The organism is Emcibacter sp. SYSU 3D8 (genome assembly GCF_039655875.1).
Lineage (GTDB): Bacteria > Pseudomonadota > Alphaproteobacteria > SMXS01 > SMXS01 > RI-34.
Window position 1 is genome coordinate 227264 of the sequence record NZ_JBBYXK010000005.1, and the last position, 17885, is coordinate 245148.

At 65.1% G+C, this 17885-nt stretch carries 18 protein-coding genes; 8 read left to right on the forward strand and 10 right to left on the reverse strand.

Annotation, left to right across the window (positions count from 1 at the left end; translation table 11 throughout):
• The first annotated feature begins 4 nt into the window (after nucleotides 1–4).
• Nucleotides 5–964, forward strand: coding sequence for an NAD(P)-dependent oxidoreductase (locus WJU21_RS17100; RefSeq protein ID WP_346324677.1), 960 nt, complete (start codon nucleotides 5–7; stop codon nucleotides 962–964).
• Nucleotides 965–1009: 45 nt separating this feature from the next.
• Here the strand turns inward: WJU21_RS17100 and hmpA are convergent, their stop codons facing one another.
• Both hmpA and WJU21_RS17110 read right to left on the reverse strand, forming a co-directional pair.
• Nucleotides 1010–2218 carry an NO-inducible flavohemoprotein gene (gene hmpA, locus WJU21_RS17105; RefSeq protein ID WP_346324678.1) on the reverse strand — a complete coding sequence of 403 codons (1209 nt, stop codon included), beginning with the start codon at nucleotides 2216–2218 and terminating at the stop codon, nucleotides 1010–1012.
• 56 nt (nucleotides 2219–2274) lie between these two features.
• Entirely contained in the window at nucleotides 2275–2958 is a 684-nt protein-coding gene (locus tag WJU21_RS17110; protein ID WP_346324679.1) for a DUF1971 domain-containing protein, read from the reverse strand.
• A gap of 94 nt (nucleotides 2959–3052) precedes the next feature.
• Here WJU21_RS17110 and WJU21_RS17115 point away from each other — a divergent pair, with 94 nt between their 5' ends.
• The 3 genes from WJU21_RS17115 (at nucleotide 3053) to WJU21_RS17125 (ending at nucleotide 5769) form a co-directional block, all read left to right on the forward strand.
• Entirely contained in the window at nucleotides 3053–3496 is a 444-nt protein-coding gene (locus WJU21_RS17115; protein WP_346324680.1) for an Rrf2 family transcriptional regulator, read from the forward strand.
• Nucleotides 3497–3590: 94 nt separating this feature from the next.
• Nucleotides 3591–4172: a VOC family protein gene (locus tag WJU21_RS17120; protein WP_346324681.1), complete on the forward strand. Its 582-nt coding sequence runs from the start codon at nucleotides 3591–3593 to the stop codon at nucleotides 4170–4172.
• Between the two features lie 4 nt (nucleotides 4173–4176).
• Nucleotides 4177–5769, forward strand: a complete 1593-nt coding sequence (locus WJU21_RS17125; protein WP_346324682.1) for an AMP-binding protein — start codon at nucleotides 4177–4179, stop codon at nucleotides 5767–5769.
• On the opposite strand, the gene WJU21_RS17130 is transcribed toward WJU21_RS17125, so the two are convergent.
• On the reverse strand, nucleotides 5766–6887 hold the full coding sequence (locus WJU21_RS17130; protein ID WP_346324683.1) for a glycosyltransferase family 4 protein: 1122 nt from the start codon (nucleotides 6885–6887) through the stop codon (nucleotides 5766–5768). The genes WJU21_RS17125 and WJU21_RS17130 overlap by 4 nt on opposite strands.
• Before the next feature lie 149 nt (nucleotides 6888–7036).
• Between WJU21_RS17130 and WJU21_RS17135 the strand changes: the two genes are divergently transcribed.
• Together WJU21_RS17135 and WJU21_RS17140 are read left to right on the forward strand one after the other, a co-directional pair.
• A complete protein-coding gene (locus WJU21_RS17135) occupies nucleotides 7037–7948 on the forward strand; it encodes an SDR family NAD(P)-dependent oxidoreductase (RefSeq protein ID WP_346324684.1) in 912 nt (303 codons plus the stop codon).
• 1 nt (nucleotide 7949) lies between these two features.
• The gene (locus WJU21_RS17140) at nucleotides 7950–9524 is read left to right on the forward strand and encodes an AMP-binding protein (protein ID WP_346324685.1); all 1575 of its coding nucleotides are present in this window, start codon (nucleotides 7950–7952) and stop codon (nucleotides 9522–9524) included.
• Nucleotides 9525–9741: 217 nt separating this feature from the next.
• Here the strand turns inward: WJU21_RS17140 and WJU21_RS17145 are convergent, their stop codons facing one another.
• The gene (locus tag WJU21_RS17145) at nucleotides 9742–10608 is read right to left on the reverse strand and encodes a CoA ester lyase (protein ID WP_346324686.1); all 867 of its coding nucleotides are present in this window, start codon (nucleotides 10606–10608) and stop codon (nucleotides 9742–9744) included.
• A 2-nt stretch (nucleotides 10609–10610) separates the two neighbouring features.
• On the reverse strand, nucleotides 10611–11264 hold the full coding sequence (locus WJU21_RS17150; protein WP_346324687.1) for a MaoC family dehydratase: 654 nt from the start codon (nucleotides 11262–11264) through the stop codon (nucleotides 10611–10613).
• Here WJU21_RS17150 and WJU21_RS17155 point away from each other — a divergent pair.
• Nucleotides 11146–11613 carry a MarR family transcriptional regulator gene (locus WJU21_RS17155; RefSeq protein ID WP_346324688.1) on the forward strand — a complete coding sequence of 156 codons (468 nt, stop codon included), beginning with the start codon at nucleotides 11146–11148 and terminating at the stop codon, nucleotides 11611–11613. The two genes, WJU21_RS17150 and WJU21_RS17155, sit on opposite strands and share 119 nt — an antisense overlap.
• 149 nt (nucleotides 11614–11762) lie before the next feature.
• Entirely contained in the window at nucleotides 11763–12353 is a 591-nt protein-coding gene (locus tag WJU21_RS17160; RefSeq protein ID WP_346324689.1) for a pyridoxamine 5'-phosphate oxidase family protein, read from the forward strand.
• 64 nt (nucleotides 12354–12417) lie between these two features.
• Here WJU21_RS17160 and WJU21_RS17165 read toward each other — a convergent pair whose 3' ends face one another.
• From WJU21_RS17165 to WJU21_RS17185, 5 genes are all read right to left on the reverse strand, one after another.
• Nucleotides 12418–13083, reverse strand: a complete 666-nt coding sequence (locus WJU21_RS17165; RefSeq protein WP_346324690.1) for a 2-hydroxychromene-2-carboxylate isomerase — start codon at nucleotides 13081–13083, stop codon at nucleotides 12418–12420.
• Between the two features lie 49 nt (nucleotides 13084–13132).
• Complete coding sequence (locus WJU21_RS17170) at nucleotides 13133–14131, reverse strand: hypothetical protein (protein WP_346324691.1); 999 nt, start codon at nucleotides 14129–14131, stop codon at nucleotides 13133–13135.
• The gene (locus WJU21_RS17175) at nucleotides 14128–14409 is read right to left on the reverse strand and encodes a phosphopantetheine-binding protein (protein WP_346324692.1); all 282 of its coding nucleotides are present in this window, start codon (nucleotides 14407–14409) and stop codon (nucleotides 14128–14130) included. The genes WJU21_RS17170 and WJU21_RS17175 overlap by 4 nt, the downstream gene beginning before the upstream one ends.
• Nucleotides 14406–15857, reverse strand: coding sequence for a class I adenylate-forming enzyme family protein (locus tag WJU21_RS17180; protein WP_346324693.1), 1452 nt, complete (start codon nucleotides 15855–15857; stop codon nucleotides 14406–14408). Before WJU21_RS17180 ends, WJU21_RS17175 begins: the two co-directional genes overlap by 4 nt.
• 61 nt (nucleotides 15858–15918) lie before the next feature.
• The gene (locus WJU21_RS17185) at nucleotides 15919–17880 is read right to left on the reverse strand and encodes an acetoacetate--CoA ligase (RefSeq protein ID WP_346324694.1); all 1962 of its coding nucleotides are present in this window, start codon (nucleotides 17878–17880) and stop codon (nucleotides 15919–15921) included.
• Between the last annotated feature and the right edge of the window lie 5 nt (nucleotides 17881–17885).

Genomic DNA, 17885 nt, shown 5'->3' on the forward strand with positions numbered 1-17885 from the left:
CATCATGACCCTTATCATCGCCCATCACCTGCCTGACGGGATCGTCCGGCAGCTGGAACCCAAGCTGCCCGAGGGCGTCGCTCTCGCCGGTACGCCGCAAAAACCCGATCACTGGCAGGTGCCGGGCGAGGCGACGGCCATGATCCTGCTGCCGCCCCATGGCGGCGTCTACTATCCGCCGGAAAAGCCTGCGGGCTGGCCGTTCGGCCTGCGCTGGGTGCAGGCCGTGTCGACCGGCGTGGACGACTATCCCAAATGGGTGTGGGAGGTGGAGAGCGCCACCTGCGGCCGCGGCACCCAGTCCAACGCCATCGCCGAGTTCGCCGTCGCCAGCATCCTGGCGCTGGAGAAGCGCTTCCCCGAGGTGTGGATCGACCAGGGTGACGATTGGCATCAGATGCAGAACAATCCGCTCGGCACGATCGAGGGCAAGACGGTGGGCATCATCGGCTTCGGCACGATCGGCCAGGCGATTGCCCGGCGCGCCGCACCGTTCGGCGCCAATGTACTGGCAACCAGCCGCAGCGGCACGCTGCCAGCAGGTTCAGCCGCGCAGTTTGCGACGCTCGATGACGTCCTGGCCCAGTCGGACCATCTGGTGCTGGCCGCGCCGCTGACGCCCGAGACGCGCGGGATGATGCACCGCGCGGCCTTCGCCAGAATGAAGAAAGACGCGCATTTCGTGAACATCGCCCGTGGCCAGATGGTCGACCAGGACGCGCTGCTGGAGGCCCTGAACAATGGCCATTTGCGCATGGCGACACTGGACGTGACCGATCCCGAGCCGCTGCCCAACGGCCATCCGTTCTACAGCCACCCCAAGGTACGGCTGACGCCGCACATGTCGTGGGGCAAGGGCGGTAACCCGTTCGATGCGATCGGCGGGCTGATCGTGGAGAACATCCGGCGATTCCAGAATGGGCAGGTGCTGCTCAACCCGATCGACCGGAACGCCGGATACTAAAAAAGGGCCCGCGCGGTTGCAGCGCAATCGCGCGGGCCGTTGGTGTCAGGCCGCCAGAAGTTCGTCGGCGGGGCCGAAGAATTCATAGTGGATGCGGTCGGCCGGAACACCTGCCTGCGACAGTGCCGATACGAAGGTCCGCAGGAAGGGTTTGGGGCCGCACAGATAATAATCGGCCTCCCCGATCTGCGTGTTCTCCTTCAGCCAATCGGAGGTGATCAGCCCGGCATGGTCGTAGTCCTCGCCCTGCCGGTCGTCGGCGGCAGGCTCCAGGTAAAAGACGCTCGACCGCCGGTGCCCCCCCACGGCGAGCGAGCGGACCTCCTGCTTCATGGCATGGGTCGAGCCATCCAGCGTGCCGTGGACATAATGAACGTCCAGCGACGGATGGGCGATGACCGCCGCCTCCAGCATGCTGACCATGGGCGTGAGGCCCACACCGCCGCTGAGCAGCACCACCGGCCGCTCCGGATTGGCCGGCAGGAAGAATTCACCGGCAGGCGGCGCCACCTTGAGGATAGTCCCCACCACCGCATGGTCGTGCAGCCAGCCCGATGCCAGCCCCTGCGGCTCGCGCTTGACCGAGATCCGGTAATCGCGCGTGCTGGGGGCGCTGGAAATCGAGTAGTTGCGCTTGACCGGCGCCTGCCCGGGGATGTCGAGCCAGAAGGTCAGGTACTGGCCGGGCAGGTGCGGCATGACCGGCTTGCCATCCACCGGCGCCAGCACGAAGGATGTGATGATCCCGCTTTCCGTGCGCCGGTCGGCGATGCGGAACTCACGCCATCCATGCCAGCCGCCGGGTGCGGTCTCGATATCGTGATAGATCTGCTTCTCGCGGCCGATCAGGATGTTTGCAAGGAACCAGTATGCCTCGCCCCAGGCGGCCAGAATTTCATCCGTGGCGGCCTCGCCCAGCACGTCCTTGATGGCGCCAAGAAGCGCTTCACCGACATAGGGGTAGTGCTCGGGCAGGATCTGCAACCCGACGTGCTTTTGTGCAATGCGCTCGACGGCCGGCGCGAGCGCAGCCAGCTGGTCGATGTTGCGCGCATAGGCCAGGATGGCCGTGGCCAAGGCCCTGGGCTGGGCGCCCTCGCCACCATGATGTGACTGGTTGAACATGTCGCGGATCGCCTCGTTCTGGAACATCCGCTCATACATGCGGCGGACGATATCGAGGCCGTGGGCTTCAATCGCAGGCGTGGTCGCTTTGACGATATCGATGGTATGGGGGCTCAGAGAGTCGGTCACGGTGTCATGCTCCGTATTAGGGGATCAGGGATCCTGGTCGATGAAATGCGGGTTGGTCAGAGAACCGGCGGGCTGGCGTGGAAATCCACCTGCAGGCGCATGGGACCGAGGGGCTCGACCCAATGCACCTGTTCGGGCTCGACGATGCCGGGCTCGTTCTGCGACAAGGTACGTTCGCCGCCCGCCGCGAGATGCAGGCGGGCTTTGCCGGACAGCACCCGGATAACGCCCCAGGTGCCGGCCTTGGTGCTGTGCTCGCGCCGGAGCGCCTGGGGCAGCGTGTCCTGGTCGAATATGGCTGTCGAACGATAGGGCTTGCTTGCGCCGCCGGGCCGGGCGCGGCTGCCGGGCTCGGCCACGATGGGTTGCCCGAGATGGAACTTGATGGCGCTTTTCAGGCTTTCCGCGATCCGTGATGCCATGCGCTGCAGTTCCAAGGCGTGTGCCGGCGGCAGCAATTCGGTCGTGGTCTGCGTCCACAATGCAAGCCAGCGGTCGAACATTTCCGGGGTGATCGTGCCGGCGTGCTTGATGTGCTCCGCCGCCGGATTGCCGCTGTAGGTGCCGCTCCGCAGCATCACCGACGACCAGAACCGCGTCAGCTTCTCCAGATGGTCCGGCCAGTTGCCAACCGCATTGTTGAACACCGGGCCGATCAGTTCGTCAGCGCGAACCCGGGCATAGAACCGGTCAACCAGTTCGCCCAATTGCCGTGTCGTGAGGGGACTTTGCGATGTCATGATGCAGACTCAAAAGATGTATTACAGATACATTATATGAAGCGATATAACATGCAACCAAAATATATGTATAATGGAGAAAGAAGGAAGATGGATGCGCCTGACCCTCTACACCGATTATGCACTGCGCGTGCTGATCCACCTCGCCCTGCACGAAGATCGGCTGTGTTCGATCAGCGAGGTTTCGCGCGCCTATGACGCCTCGCACAATCACCTGATGAAGGTGGTGAACAAGCTGGCGCACGACGGCTTCGTCGAGACGGTCCGTGGACGTTCGGGCGGCATGCGCCTCGCGCGGCCGGCCGAGCAGATCACCGTGGGCGACGTGGTCCGGCACACCGAGGATGGCTTCAGTCTCGCTGACTGCTCGGGCTGCGTGCTGTCGCCCGCCTGCGGTCTCAGCGGGGTGCTGGCGCAAGGCGTGGCCGCCATGCTGAAGGTCTTCGACGGCTACACGATTGCGGACCTGCTGGCCGACAAGACAACCATGCGGCGGCTCATCGCCCGGCAATCGCCATTGGGTATCGGCACCGTTTGACGGGCGGGCCGCCGCAAGAGAGCCAAACTTTTCGCGCGCCCCTTTCGCGTACCAATGCTAGCGTCGGCAGCGAGCGCGATAACGGGGAAAGACCATGACTTCACTGATTTGCGGCATTCATCACGTGGGCGTCAATGTGCCCGACCTGGAAGCCGGACGAAAATTCTATGAGGACGTCTTCGGCTTCGAGGTGATCGGCGTCGACAATTGGGACGAAGGCAACGCCGATGTGAATGCCTATGTGGGCATGGACGAGTCCTCGGCCGACAGCTACATGCTGCGCGGCGCCAACACCTACCTGGAAATCTGGAAGTACCGCACGCCTGCGTCGAACGGTTTCGCCAGCGACCGGCGGGCGAGCGATCACGGCTATACCCATCTGGCGTTCCAGGTCACCGACTTCGATACGGTGCTGGCGCGGTTCCTGGCGGCGGGCGGCTCGGTGATCAAGCCGCTAACCAACGCGCGGCCCGGCGGCGCCAAGATCCATTATTGCCGCGACCCGTTCGGTAACATCATCGAATTGCTGGAAATGCCCGACGCCTCGCGCACCCGGCTGGCCAACTTGCCGGGCATCGCCGCCGAGGGCGCGTTCGCACCGCCCGGCAGCAAGTATTACGTACTGGAGAACGGCCAGTTCGCCGGCCTGCGCGACAAGGCCGATTTGCCGAAGTAACGCCATGTATGACGGCCCTTCCACCATCGACGCCATCCTGTCGGCGCGGGCAGGTCAAAGCCCCGACCGGCGGCTGATCCGCTTCCAGGATGAGAGCGCGCTGACCTATGGCGAACTCGACCGGGACGCGACCCGGCTGGCCGATGCGCTGCTGGCGCTTGGCCTTCAGCCCGGCGAGAAGGTGGCGGTGATGCTGGCCAACGGACCGGATTACCTGCGCTGCTGGATGGCGCTGACACGGGCCGCGCTGATCGAGGTGCCGCTCAACACCGGCCTGAAAGGCGACCTGCTGGCGCACCAGCTCCGGCTGGCCGAATGCCGCGCCGTGGTGACCGCGCCCGAATGGCTCGAGCGGATCGAGGCGGTGGCCGGCGAACAGCTGCCGCTGCTGGCCCATGTGGTGCTGACCGGCGCTGGCGCGCCATCGATTCCGGGGCTCGCCGGGCACCGCCTGGACGATCTGCTCGCATCGGGCCGCGAGGTGCGACCGGCCAGAAGCCAGGGTCCGAACGATCCAACGGTGATCCTGTTCACCTCGGGCACGACGGGACCGTCAAAGGGCGCGGTGCTGAGTCACCATTCCCATTTCGAGATGGCGAAGATCTGCGTGCGGGCCATGGCGTACGGGCCGGACGACGTGCTGTTCAGCGCCTTCCCGCTGTTCCACGCCAATGCCCGCTATCTGACCGTGCTGGCTGCCATGCTGGCGGACGCCGAGGCGGTGCTGCATGCGCGGTTTTCTGCGTCGGGCTTCTGGGACATCTGCCGGCGCGAGGGCGTGACGGCATTCAATTATATGGGCGCATTGCTGATGATGCTGCACAAGCAGCCACAGCGCCCGGACGATACCGACAATCTGGTGCGCCGGGCCTATGGCGCGCCGGCACCCGCGACCATCTGCCGGGAGTTCGAGGCGCGCTTCGGCCTGCGGCTGATCGAGGTCTACGGCTCGACCGAACTGGGTACCGTGACCCTGAACGATGTGGAAGGCTTCCGGCTGGGATCGTGCGGCAAGCCCGTGCCGCTTTACGAGGTGCAGATCCAGGACGAAGACGGCCGCCCCTGCCCGCCCGGCGTAGCCGGTGAGATCGTCGCCAGACCGCGCGAGCCGGATGCCATGTTCCAGGAATATTACCGGATGCCCGAGGCAACGGTGAAGGCCTTCCGCAATCTGTGGTTTCACACCGGCGACCGGGGCCGCACCGACGAGGACGGCTATTTCTACTATGTCGACCGGATGAAGGATGCGATCCGCCGGCGCGGCGAGAATATCTCGTCGTGGGAAGTGGAGAAGGTCATCGACCGGATCGACGGCGTACAGGAATCGGCCGTGTTCGGCGTACCGTCGGAGCTGTCCGAGGAAGACGTGATGGCGGTGATCGTCCCCAAGTCCGGGGCATCGCTGCGGCCCGATACGATCCTCGACGGATTGCAGGAGCGCCTGCCCTGGTTCGCGGTGCCGCGCTACGTGCGGTTCGCCGCCGCCCTGCCCAAGAATACCTCTGAGCGCATCGAGAAGTACAAGCTGCGAGCGGACGGCGTGACCGCCGACACCTGGGACCGGGACAAGGCCGGATACACGGTCAGGCGGGGCTAAAGCGGCACCAGCGCATCGCGGAATTGCTGCGCGACCGGTCCCCATCCGTACAGCCTGCGTGCATGATTGCCGATGGCTGCGCTGGCCTCTGCGCGCTTCGTGGGCGAGGCAAGCAAATCGACGATCAGCCGGGCCATGGCAGGCGCGTCGTCGCCGATGCCGATCAGCGACCGGCCTGCCTCATCGAGCGCTTCGGCGCCGAGCGGGTTGCTGACCACGGGCATGCCGGCCGCCATGGCTTCGAGCAGCTTGTTCTTCACGCCCGAGCCCGTCGTCATCGGTGCGACATAGACATCGCAGCGCGACATGAAATCGTGCAGATCCTCGACATAGCCCAGAAACCGGACACCGGGCAGTTCGGACAGTCTGCGTGTGGATGGCGTCAGCGGGCCGCCGGCGATGTGGAATTCGGCGTCGGGGACCACCTGCCGCACCAGCGGCAGGACCTCGCGGCATACCAGTTCGATGGCGGTGAGGTTGGGGTGCCAATGGATGTTGCCGTGGAACCCAAGCACCCGTCCCCGGTCGCGGGACCGGTATGCCGGCGGCGCCTCCGTCCAGTCCGTGCCATTACCGATTGCCACGGCATCGGCGCCGCCACCCGCGAATGAGTCGCGGTCGGCCGCGCCGGTCAGGATGCACCGCGCGGCGACTGCGGCAAGCCGGGTTTCCGCGGCCAGCCACTGGCGATGACGGATGAAAGCAGCACCCTTTTTCACCGGGTGCCGCAGGGGAGACAAGGATGCGGCCAGGCGACGATAGGCAAGCGAACGACAGTCGACATAATGAGCATTGAAGGGGTGGGAGATGTCCCGCAGCCACGCCACGTGGTCCAGCCGCCCATGTATGAAAACGATCAGGTGAGACGGCTTCAGGCGCTCGACCGCCCGGCTGGTCGCCGCTGCCCACCCCGCCGGCCCCAAGCGCTCGACAGTAACGGATCGCCACGGCAGGGGGTCCGATATCAGACCGCGCACCGGCTCCACGGTCGGCCGGCCAAAGCACAACACGTCGGCCTGCCCGCCGCCAAGCAGATGCCATATCCGGAGATCGCCGCCATGCAGCCTATGTATCGGCGCCTTGTACGCCACCAGCAGCGGTCCACCGGAATCGATCATGCCCTTGGAGCCCCCTTAAGCTGGGGCGAGAATAGGAGGATATGCGACCTGCAGCAAACGCGGCCTCTGCGCCAGCCGCCTCGCCGTGGACAATTTAGTACATGTGCGTATTATCTGCTGCCTATCGGCGCCAACCTGGGGAGGAACACATGGCAAAGCTGCTTGATGGACGCGTGGTCATCGTTACCGGCGCCGGCGGCGCCATCGGCTCGAACATCGCCAGGCTTGCTGCCAGCCACGGCGCGAAAGTCGTCGTGAACGATCTGGGCGGCAGCGCCGCCGGAGAAGGCGCCGATGCGCGGGCGGCGCAGATTGTCGCCGATGAGATCAACGCCTCGGGCGGTACGGCGCTGGCCAATTTCGGCAGCGTGGCCAATTGGGACGACGCCAATGCGCTTGTCCAGCAGGCGCTCGACGCCTGGGGCCGGATCGACGTGGTGGTGAACAATGCTGGCATCCTGCGCGACACCATCTTCCACAAGATGGAGCTGAAGGACTGGCAATTGGTCGAGCAGGTCAATCTGACCGGCACATTCAACGTCTCACGCGCCGCCGCGCCCCATTTCAAGGAACAGGGCAGCGGGTGCTTCGTGCACATGACCTCGACCAGCGGCCTGATCGGCAACATCGCCCAGGTGAATTACGGTGCGGCCAAACTGGGGGTCGCCGGCCTCTCGAAGTGCATCGCCATCGACATGGAGCGTTTCGGGGTGCGCTCGAACTGCATCGCGCCGTTCGCCTATACGCGCATGGTGGCGACGATCCCGCAGACCGACGCCAACGAGGAGCGGCTGCGCATCGTCAAGCAGATGGGTCCGGAGAAAATCGCCCCCTTCGTGGTGTCGCTGATGACCGACGAGGCCAGCGACGTGACCGCGCAGATCTTCGGCGTGCGCAAGAACGAGATCGTGCTGTTCAGCCAGCCGCGGCCGATCCGCAGCGTCCACACCAACGAGGGCTGGACGGTGGAATCGTGCCTGAAGACCGCGCTGCCTGCACTGCGGCCCAGCCTCTACAAGCTGGAGCGTTCGCCGGACGTGTTCAACTGGGATCCGATTTAACATGTTCCATCCGCGCCATCACGCGGCGGCGCATCCGGACAAGCCCGCCATCGTCATGGCGTCAACCGGCGAGACGGTTTCCTATGCCGCGCTGGCAGACGGCGCGGCGCGGTGCGCACAGCTATTCCGGTGGCTGGGGCTGAAGCGCGGCGACGGCGTCGCCATGCTGATCGAGAACCATCCGCGCTTCTTCGAGGTGGCCTGGGGCGCGCAGAGCGCCGGCCTCTACTTCACGCCGATCAGCACGCTGCTGACCGCCGAGGAAGCCGCCTATGTGATCGGCGACAGCGGCGCGTCGGCACTGATGACGACGGCGCGGCAGGCGGAGAAGGCAGCCGCGCTGCTGGCGATGACACCCGGCATCCGTCACCGACTGATGCTGGACGGCACGGCGCCGGGATACGCATCCTACGAGACGGAGGTGGCGCAGTGCCCGGCCGATCCGGTCGAGACGACCCAGGGCGCGCCGATGCTCTATTCGTCGGGCACGACCGGGCGGCCGAAGGGCGTGCGGCCCAGGCTGCCCGAAGGCCCGGTCGATTCCGAGACGCCGCTGGCGGCGGCGCTGACGCGGCTCTACGGATTCTCGTCGCAGACCGTGTACCTGTCGACCGCGCCGCTCTATCACGCCGCGCCGCTGAAGTTCAACATGGCGGTCCAGGCGCTGGGCGGCACCTCGGTGATCCTGGAAAAATTCGACGCCGAGGCGGCGCTGGCAGCGATCGAGCGCTACCGGGTCACCCATGCGCAATGGGTGCCGACCATGTTCATCCGGCTGCTAAAGCTGCCGGACGAGACGCGGGCGAAATACGATGTGTCATCGATGCAGAAGGCGATCCATGCCGCCGCGCCCTGCCCGGTCGACATCAAGCGGCGGATGATCGACTGGTGGGGGCCGGTGATCCACGAATATTACAGCGGCACCGAAAGCAATGGCCTGTGCGCCATCGGGCCGGAGGAGTGGCTGGCCCATCCCGGCTCGGTCGGACGGCCGGCGCGCGGCGAGCTGCACATCATGGACGAGACCGGCGAGGTGGAGCTGCCGCCGGGCGAGGCCGGGCTGATCTTCTTCGGCGGCGGCAGCACGTTCGAATACCACAACGACCCGGACAAGACGGCGCGGTCGCGCAATTCCCGGGGCTGGACCACCATCGGCGACATCGGGTTCGTGGATGGGGACGGCTACCTGTACCTGAGCGACCGGCGCGACAACGTCATCGTGTCGGGCGGCGTGAACATCTATCCGCAGGAGGCCGAGAACCTGCTGGTCACCCATCCGAAGGTGGCGGACGCGGCGGTGTTCGGCGTGCCCAATGCCGAGTTCGGCGAGGAAGTGAAGGCTGTTGTGCAGCCATTGCCGGACGTGGCGCCGGACGCAGCGCTGGCGCAGGAGCTGCTGGCGTTCTGCCGGGTGAGCCTGGCGCACTACAAATGCCCGCGATCAATCGATTTCGATGCCGAGCTGCCGCGGCATCCGACGGGAAAGCTTTACAAACGGCTGATCCGCGACCGGTACTGGCCAAAGACGGACGGGCCGGTGTCGCTGGCGGAGAGGTTGTCGGGCGTTAGTGGGTAAGCATTCGATCCAGTCGTCATTCCGGCGAAGGCCGGAACCCAGACCTCCCTTACGAACAACGCGCGCAAAGCGCGCACTCGCCAAGCCTGGATACCGCCCTTCGGCGGTATGACGACTGAAGTTTAACCCGCCATGGTCAGGCCCCCGGAGACGCTGATCACCTGGCCGATGTCGCTGGCGCCGCCGGTGACGATGGCGCGCCTGCCGTCGAGGCCTCTCATCCGGCTCCCGCCATGTCAAGCACGCGGCGCGCCTGCTTCAGGTGCGGCATGTCGAGCATCTGGCCGTCGAGGCCGACGACACCCGAGCCGCCCACGCTGTCGAAGGCGGCGACGACGCGTCGCGCATGGGCAATCTCGTCGGCCGTGGGCGTGAATGCCTCGTTGATGACGGCGACCTGGTCCGGATGGATGGCGATCATGCCGGTGAAGCCTTCCCGCCGTCCGGCGGCGCAGGCGGCGGCGAGGCCGTCCAGGTCGCGGAAATTGGTGTAGAGCCGCTCGATGGGCGCGATCCCGGCCGAGGCGGCGGTGGCGAGGCACAGGGCCCGGTTGATCTCGTGGATCGGCAGGTAGTTGCCGGCCGGATCGCGGTTGGTGCTGGCGCCGACGGCGGCGGCGAGGTCCTCGGGACCTGGTGTCATGCCGCACAGGCGCGGGCCGGTGTTCACGAAGCTCGCATAGTTGAGCAGAATCTCCGCGGTCTCGGCCACCACCAGGATCTTCGTGTTGCCGCGCGCGATGCCCTCGCGGGCTTCCAGCGCGTCGAGATAGCTGCCGAGCAGCACCACATCCTGGCCGGTGCGCGCCTTGGGCAAGAAAATACCGTCCGGCGCGCCCTGCATGACCGCCGCGAGATCATCCAGCGCGAAGGGCGTGTCGAGCGGGTTGATGCGCACGAACAGCCCGGCCTTCGACGGGCGGGCCTTCAGGAAGTCGCGGATCATGTCGCGCGCCAGCGGCAGCCGCTCCTGCGACACCGCGTCCTCCAGGTCCAGCAGCAGCACATCGGCGGCCACAGAAGACGCCTTCTCCATCTTGCGGTCGCTGTCGCCCGGGACGAACAGCAGGGAGCGCATGGCCATGGTCAGCTCTTGTCCTTGCGAAACATCAGCGCCGAGCGTTCGCAACTACCGATCAGCTCGTCGCGCTGGTTGAATCCCCTGTGCTCGAAGATGACAATGCCGGCCTCGGGCCGCGACTTGCTGTCGCGCTTCTCCAGCACGGCGGTCTCGGCATGGAGCGTGTCGCCGACGAATACGGGATTGGGGAAGCGCACCTTGTCCCAGCCCAGATTGGCGATGGTGGTGCCAAGCGTTGTCTCTCCGACCGAGACGCCGACCATGAAGCCCAGGGTAAACACGCTGTTTACCAGCGGCTTTCCGTAGGGCGAATTCTTTGCATATTCGTGGTCGAGATGGATGGCGGCCGGGTTGTGGGTCAGCGCCGAGAACAGCAGATTGTCGGTCTCGGTGACGGTGCGCCTGATGTCGTGTTCGAAGCGCTGGCCGATCCGGAATTCCTCGAAATACAGTCCCGCCAATCCCGCCTCCCGCGCTTCCAATGAGTATGTGGCCAACCGGTAAACATGTATACTAATACCAGCCCAGATGGGAGCACCCTTGCCCAAGACCGCCCAGAAATACGATGAGTTGCCCGAGGCGGAACTGGAGGATCTGCGGCTGAGCTTCCTGATCCACGACGTGTCGCGCATGCGCCGTACGGCGTTCGACCTGTACATGAAGCCGCACGGCGTCACCCGGTCGCAATGGTGGGTGCTGTCCAACCTGTCGCGCCACGATGGCATGATGCAGACCGAGCTGGCCGCCATCCTCGACGTGGGCAAGGTGACCGTCGGTGGACTGGTCGAGCGGCTGGAGCAAGCGGGCTGGGTAGAGCGGCGGCCGGACACGGCGGACCGACGCGCCAAGCGCGTCCACCTGACGGCAAAGGCCCGCCAGTTGCTGGACGGTATCCGGCAGGCCGGCCACAAGATGAACGAGCTGGCGTTCGACGGCCTGTCGCGCCAGAACCGGCGCGATCTGTTCCAGTTGCTCAGCCGGATCAAGGATAACCTCAAGTCCCTTTAGCGGCCCGGGACGCGGCTCGTGCGGCGCGGCGAACTTTCGACGCGGCGCCGCGTGCATTTGTTTGACCGGCGCGCGGGGATGAATAATGTATTCAGCACGGATGACGTTTTTGAAATGCCCTGTGGGCGATGAACCGGAGAGAACCCAATATGTCGAAGGCTGAAGACCACGAAGTGGTGTCGATCTATCCGCACAGCGAGGAGCAGATCGACAAGATGATGACCCTGGCGCCGGAATGCGTGCTGAACTGGGCCACCAAGGACGGCTGGCCGGTGGGCGTGATGCATGCCTTCGTCTGGGACAAGGGCCATGTCTGGCTGACCTTCTCGTCGCACCGCCACCGGGCCGCAGCGATCCGGCGCGACCCGCGCGTCTCCATCGTGGTGAGCGGCACGTCGAGCCGCGATCCCGAGTGCCCGCGCGGCGCCATCACCATCAAGGGACGCGCCGTATTCCACGACGACGAAGCGACCAAGAAGGCATTCTACCGCAAGCTGGCGCACAAGGTGAGCCCGACCAACAAGGCCGGCGAAGATGACTTCTACGATCTGCTGGATTCGCCGCTGCGTACGGTGATCGAGGTCACGCCGGAGAAGTGGATCACCTTCGACGCGGAAAAGTCGCACAAGCACCGCCAGGGCACGCTGGACGAATCCGAACTGGGCAAGCCGCTGAGCGGCGACACCGAGCGGATGAACGCCGAACGCGCCAAGCGCGGTCTGCCGCCGCGGGAACTCTGACTGTCGCAACAGGCGGCTGGGCGATCCCAGCCGCCGCCCGCGTCCCCGGCGCCCCGCTATCGGCCTAGGACTGCTGCGCCGGAGGGGGTCTCTTGCGGCTGACGCCGACCGGCAGATCGACGAGCCGTTTCATTTCAGCGCTCTCGAACAGGCCCGGACGCTCCAGATATTCCCGCGCCATCGGCAGCGAATCGAAGCCCCAGAACAATTCATTGTCCACCACCAGGGTCGGGACCCCGAAGACGCCCCGCGCGATGGCTGCGCCGGTATTTTCGCGCAAGGTTGCACCGGCATCAGACGCAGCGATGAGCGCCGGTACGTCCGGGACTCCCAGTTTCCGGCCAATGTCCGCGAGCACACCGGGTGACGCCACGTCCAGCCCTACCGCGAAAATCGCGTCGAAGACCGTGGTGATGGCGGCTTCCGCGTTATCCAGGGCTGCGATCAGGCGCAGGCTTTCCAGCGACCGGAACGGGTGGGCGGGTGGAAAGCGAAAGGGAATGTTCTCGCGCGCCGCAAGCCACTGGCACTGCCGATAGGTGTGCAGCCGCTTGGCGCCGACCTCCGCCGGCCCCAACTGGCCCCAATGGGCAAGGATCGCACCAAAAACCACGGGAACCGGCCGTATCTGACGGCCGAAGGGCAACCGCTGAAGCGCCGCCCACATCAGATACGCGTAAGGCGACACCGTATCGAAGTAGAAGGTCGCGCTAGTCTCATCCTGGGGCATGGAGGCCGTTTCTCCGGTCAAGAGAGTCCGTGTCAGTCGGTTGGAATCCTCAGGCACCGCCCGGGGCATGCTGTTCGCCCACGGCGGCCGTGCCGGGACGCCCGCCCGGCTGGTCGAAGCTGTCGAGTTCCACTGTCCGCTGTCCAGCCGGAGGAACGATCTTACCCAGGTCACCTGTCAGGTAATAGTCCAGGAACGTCGCCAGCCGGCGGCGCTCCACGATGGTGCCCATGAGATTGTGCGTGTCGATTCCCCGGAACCCGATTCCAACGGCGCCAACCATCTGCTCGAACGCTTCGGCACCTTCCCGGTCATCCCTATAGTCAGCGCCAAAAAACGCGAGCAACCGGGTAGAAGGGTCGGGAATACTGTCGAACAGCTGTTGAAAGACCCCGAACCCGGCGTTGTCCTTGTCGAGTGAGTAGCCCTGCTTCTCCCACATTCGCGCGAGCCGGAACGTAAGCCCTGGCGGCTTTCCGGACATGGAAATGGCGCGGTCCGCGCCAAGCAGGCTTCCCAGGATGAACGACGCCCAGCCGCCGCCGCTCGTTCCCAGGCTGCAGACCGACCGGTATGCGTCCAGATTGACGTCCCGGCGGATACGCTCGGCGACGAGGCGCAAGTCGGACCCGTAGTCCGGCACGCCTTGCAGGTAGATACGCCTGGTGGGATCCCTCACCAGAAGCACGTCGAAACGCCGGCCATCCAGATGCTGCAGGACGACGGAGATCGGAACCTGCAATCGATCCACGAGGCCGCAGCAGGCCAGGATCAGGTCCCGCGGTTCATCCGGTGCCTGCCGGGTGGTGAAGAATGCGACGTGGCTCGACACCAGCGTCCTTCGGAACGGCTGCACAATATCGGCCTGCGCGAACATGAGTGCCCGGGTTCTTTCAGCCCATTCGAGCGATTCCTTCGGGAGCCTGTCCATGTGACGGAACAGCACGGCCATGTCCGACGGCACGGCATTGCATTCGGCCATGATCGCAAGACGGTAATAGTCGGCCTGCGTGCGGCAGGCCAGGATGTGGTCAAGCAACTGGTTCATCGGCCCCGGCCCGTCTCGACGAGACGGACGGCCATGGCGTTGATGGCTGCAGCCGCCTCCACATCGCCGCTGGTCACGGCGATGCCGAATTCCGTCTCGAGGAAGATGCAGAACTCCATTCGCGCGAGTGAATCGAACCCCAGTTCCTCGAACGTGCAGTCCTGACCGGGATCATTGATTCGATCGAGCATCGCTTGGGATTCCGGACCGGCGACCGGATTGGACATGATTGCAGCCACGACCCGCTCACGCATGGCAAGGAACTCAGACGAGGTCACCGGAACTCTCCTTTGGCGGCGCGCGCCGATAGTTCGCGCCGCACGACCTTACCCTGCGGATTGCGGGGTATCTCGTTTAGTCTGACCAGCTTCCTGGGCGCCCTGATACCCAATCGCTCCCGGCAATACGACAACAGCGCACGCAGGTCGCAGCCTTCGGCACTCACCACGGCCAGGATGGGTATTTCGCCATGCATGGACGAGTGCAGGGGAAACGCGGCGCAATCGATCACGCCGGGAAACCCTTCAGCCACCTTCTCGATCTCGGTCGGAAAGATATTGATCGAATTCAAGATCATCATGTCGTCGGCACGGCCACCGAAAACCAGGATTCCATCCCGGGTCAACGCGCCCCGGTCGCCGCCCTGGTACCACCCGTCGGGGAACATCTTCGCCGTCAGTTCCGCGTCATCCAGATAACCGCTGACCATACCGGGCGTGCGGATGCGGATCAGCCCCTCCACATCCGGCGGCAGCACACGGCCGCCGTCGTCGACGATTTCCAGCCGCACCCCCGGAAGCGGCCGGCCTACGCCGTCAGGATAACGTTCGTGCATCTCGGGACCCGCAACCGAGATATTGCCGCATTCGGTGGCGCCATACTCGACGTAGAGGGAGGGCACCTGCCGGTCGCGAAAGGCGGCGCGCGTGGGTCCGGGTATTCGCGACCCGCCCACATAGACCGCGATATCGTCAGGAAGACGCTTGTCGGCCGCATCGAGGTCGATCAGCGACTGCGCCTGACCGAGCGAGAGCCGCAGAAAATCCACTCCGAAGCGGCGACAGAGCTGCGGCACCTCTGAGTGCTCGGCCCGCTGAAGCAGGCTGGTGTACCCCGTGACGGCACTGCGGATTCGGTGTTTCTTGGGGTAAAGGAACTCCACCGGCGATGGAATATACTCAACGCCGGACGAAGCCGTCACGGCGCGATTGATGGCCTGCAAGGTCATTGCCCGGTGGGACACGGGAATGACCTTGAACCTGCCGGTCGTGCCCGACCCGGTCAGCATCATGGCGATATTCTCATCGCCCGGCATCGGCACCGGTTCATGTGCCGGAAAGCGCGGCGAAAACGCAGCGTCCAGATCGGGCACGATGACCGGCACGCCGTCGTCCGCCGCATCGCCGTCGCCCACAACAGTCACCACCCGGCATTTTGCGATCAACTCGCTCCGCTGGGAAGGCGCATCGTGGCTCGCCAGCGTAACCTGGGGACAACCCAGTCGCAGCAGCGCCAGGCTGGCCAGCAGGTGACTGCGCTCCTCGCGGATCGATATCCCGACGACGTCACCCTGGCGCAATCCCTGCAGGCCCAGCCATGAGGCCAGGCGCTCAACCTGTTCGCCCAGCTCTGCGAATGTAATGGCGCCTTGCGCATCCATGATCGCCGGTCTCGCCGCGCTGGTGGCACAAGTTGACCGGAAGGTGGCGATGAGGCTGCTGTCCATGACTGGAAACTATCATCGCGCTCAAGATGTTACACCTTCGAAACAGAGGTGACCTTTGTGTTCAGGTCGCCAGTTCGGGCCGATCGCGGAATTCTTCCAGCGCTTCGGGATTGGCGAGTGCTTCCTGGTTCTTCACCGGGCGCCCATGCACCAGTTCGCGCACCGCCAGCTCGACGATCTTGCCGCTCTTGGTGCGGGGGATGTCGCCGACCTGCAGGATGTGGGAAGGCACGTGACGCGGCGTGGTGTTGGAGCGGATCTGAGTCCTGATCCGCTTTTCCAGCGCCGCATCGAGTACCAGCCCGTCGCGCAGGCGGACAAACAGGACAATGCGGGTATCGTTGTCCCACTCCTGCCCGATCACCAGGGATTCGACGACGTCGTCGATCTGTTCCACCTGGCGGTAGATCTCGGCCGTGCCGATGCGGACGCCGCCGGCATTCAAGGTGGCGTCGGAGCGGCCATAGATGACGTAGCCGCCATGCTCCGTTCGGGCGATGAAATCGCCGTGGCACCAGATGCCGGGAAATTTCTCGAAATAGGCCGCCAGATAACGGGCATCATCCTGATCCTCCCAGAAGCCCAGCGGCATGGACGGCCAGGGCTTCAGGCAGGTGAGTTCGCCCTTTTGTCCATCGGGTACGGGCATGCCCGTCTCGTCGAGAATGGCCACGGCCATGCCCAGGCCCGGGGCCTGGATCTCGCCGCGCCAGACCGGCAGGATCGGGCTGCACAGCACGAAGCAGCTCAGCAGGTCGGTCCCGCCCGAAATCGAGGCGAGATGCACGTCGGCCTTTATCTTCTCGTAAACGTAATCGTAGCTCTCGGCCACCAGCGGCGACCCGGTCGAGCCGATCATGCGGACAGTGGCGAGACTATGGGTTTTGGCCGGCTCGATCCCCGCCTTGTGGCAGGCATCGATGAACTTGGCCGAAGTCCCGAACAGGGTCATGCCGGCCTCGTCGGCGAAATCCCACAGGACATTGCCGTCCGGATGAAAGGGCGAGCCGTCATAAAGCAGCAGCGTCGCCTCGCAGGCCAGCGCCGACACCAGCCAGTTCCACATCATCCAGCCACAGGTGGTGAACCAGAACGCCCGGTCGCCCGCCCGCAGATCGCCGTTGAGGCGATGCTCCTTGAGCTGCTGCAGCAGGGTGCCGCCCTGCCCATGGACAATGCATTTGGGTACGCCCGTCGTGCCCGACGAGAACATGATGTAGAGCGGGTGATTGAAGGGCAGCTGGGCGAACTCGATCTCGCCGGGCCTGTAAGACGCCAGGAACGTGTCGAGGCGCGCCGCCCGAGCGATCGGCGGCATGGCGGCGTCGATATAGGGCACGACGACGGCCATCTCGATGCTCGGCATGCGCGCAAGGATCTCGGGCAGCTTGTCGAGACATAAGACGGTTTTTCCGCCGTAATAGTAGCCGTCCGCGAGCAACAGCAGCCTGGGCTCGATCTGACCGAACCGGTCGACGACGCCCTGCACGCCGAAGTCGGGGGACGCCGACGAGAAGATCGCACCGATGCTGTTGGCGGCGAGCATCGCGATGACGGTTTCGGGCATGTTGGGCATATAGGCGGCGACACGGTCACCCTCGACGATGCCCATGGCCCGCATGGCCTGCGCCATGCGCGACACCTGATCATGCAGGTCGGCCCAGGAAACCTGCCGCTTGAGCTTGTCCTCGCCTCGAAAGATCAGTGCCGGCGAGGCATCTCGCCGGCGCAGCAGATTCTGGGCGAAACTGAGGCGTGCGTCGGGAAAGAAGGTCGCGCCGGGCATCGCCGCGCCATCGGCAATAACGCGCTTGCCCCTGGTCTCGGCGATGACACCGCAGAAATCCCAGACCAGCGTCCAGAACTGCTCGGGACACTCGACCGACCAGCGCCACAGTGCCTCATAATCCGGCAGGCTCAGGGACCAGCGTGTCTCGGCCTGTCGCATGAACGCGGCGATGTTGCTGCCCGCCACGCGTTCGGGGGACGGCTGCCAGAGCGGTGCGGTGTCGGCTACCTGCACGGTGT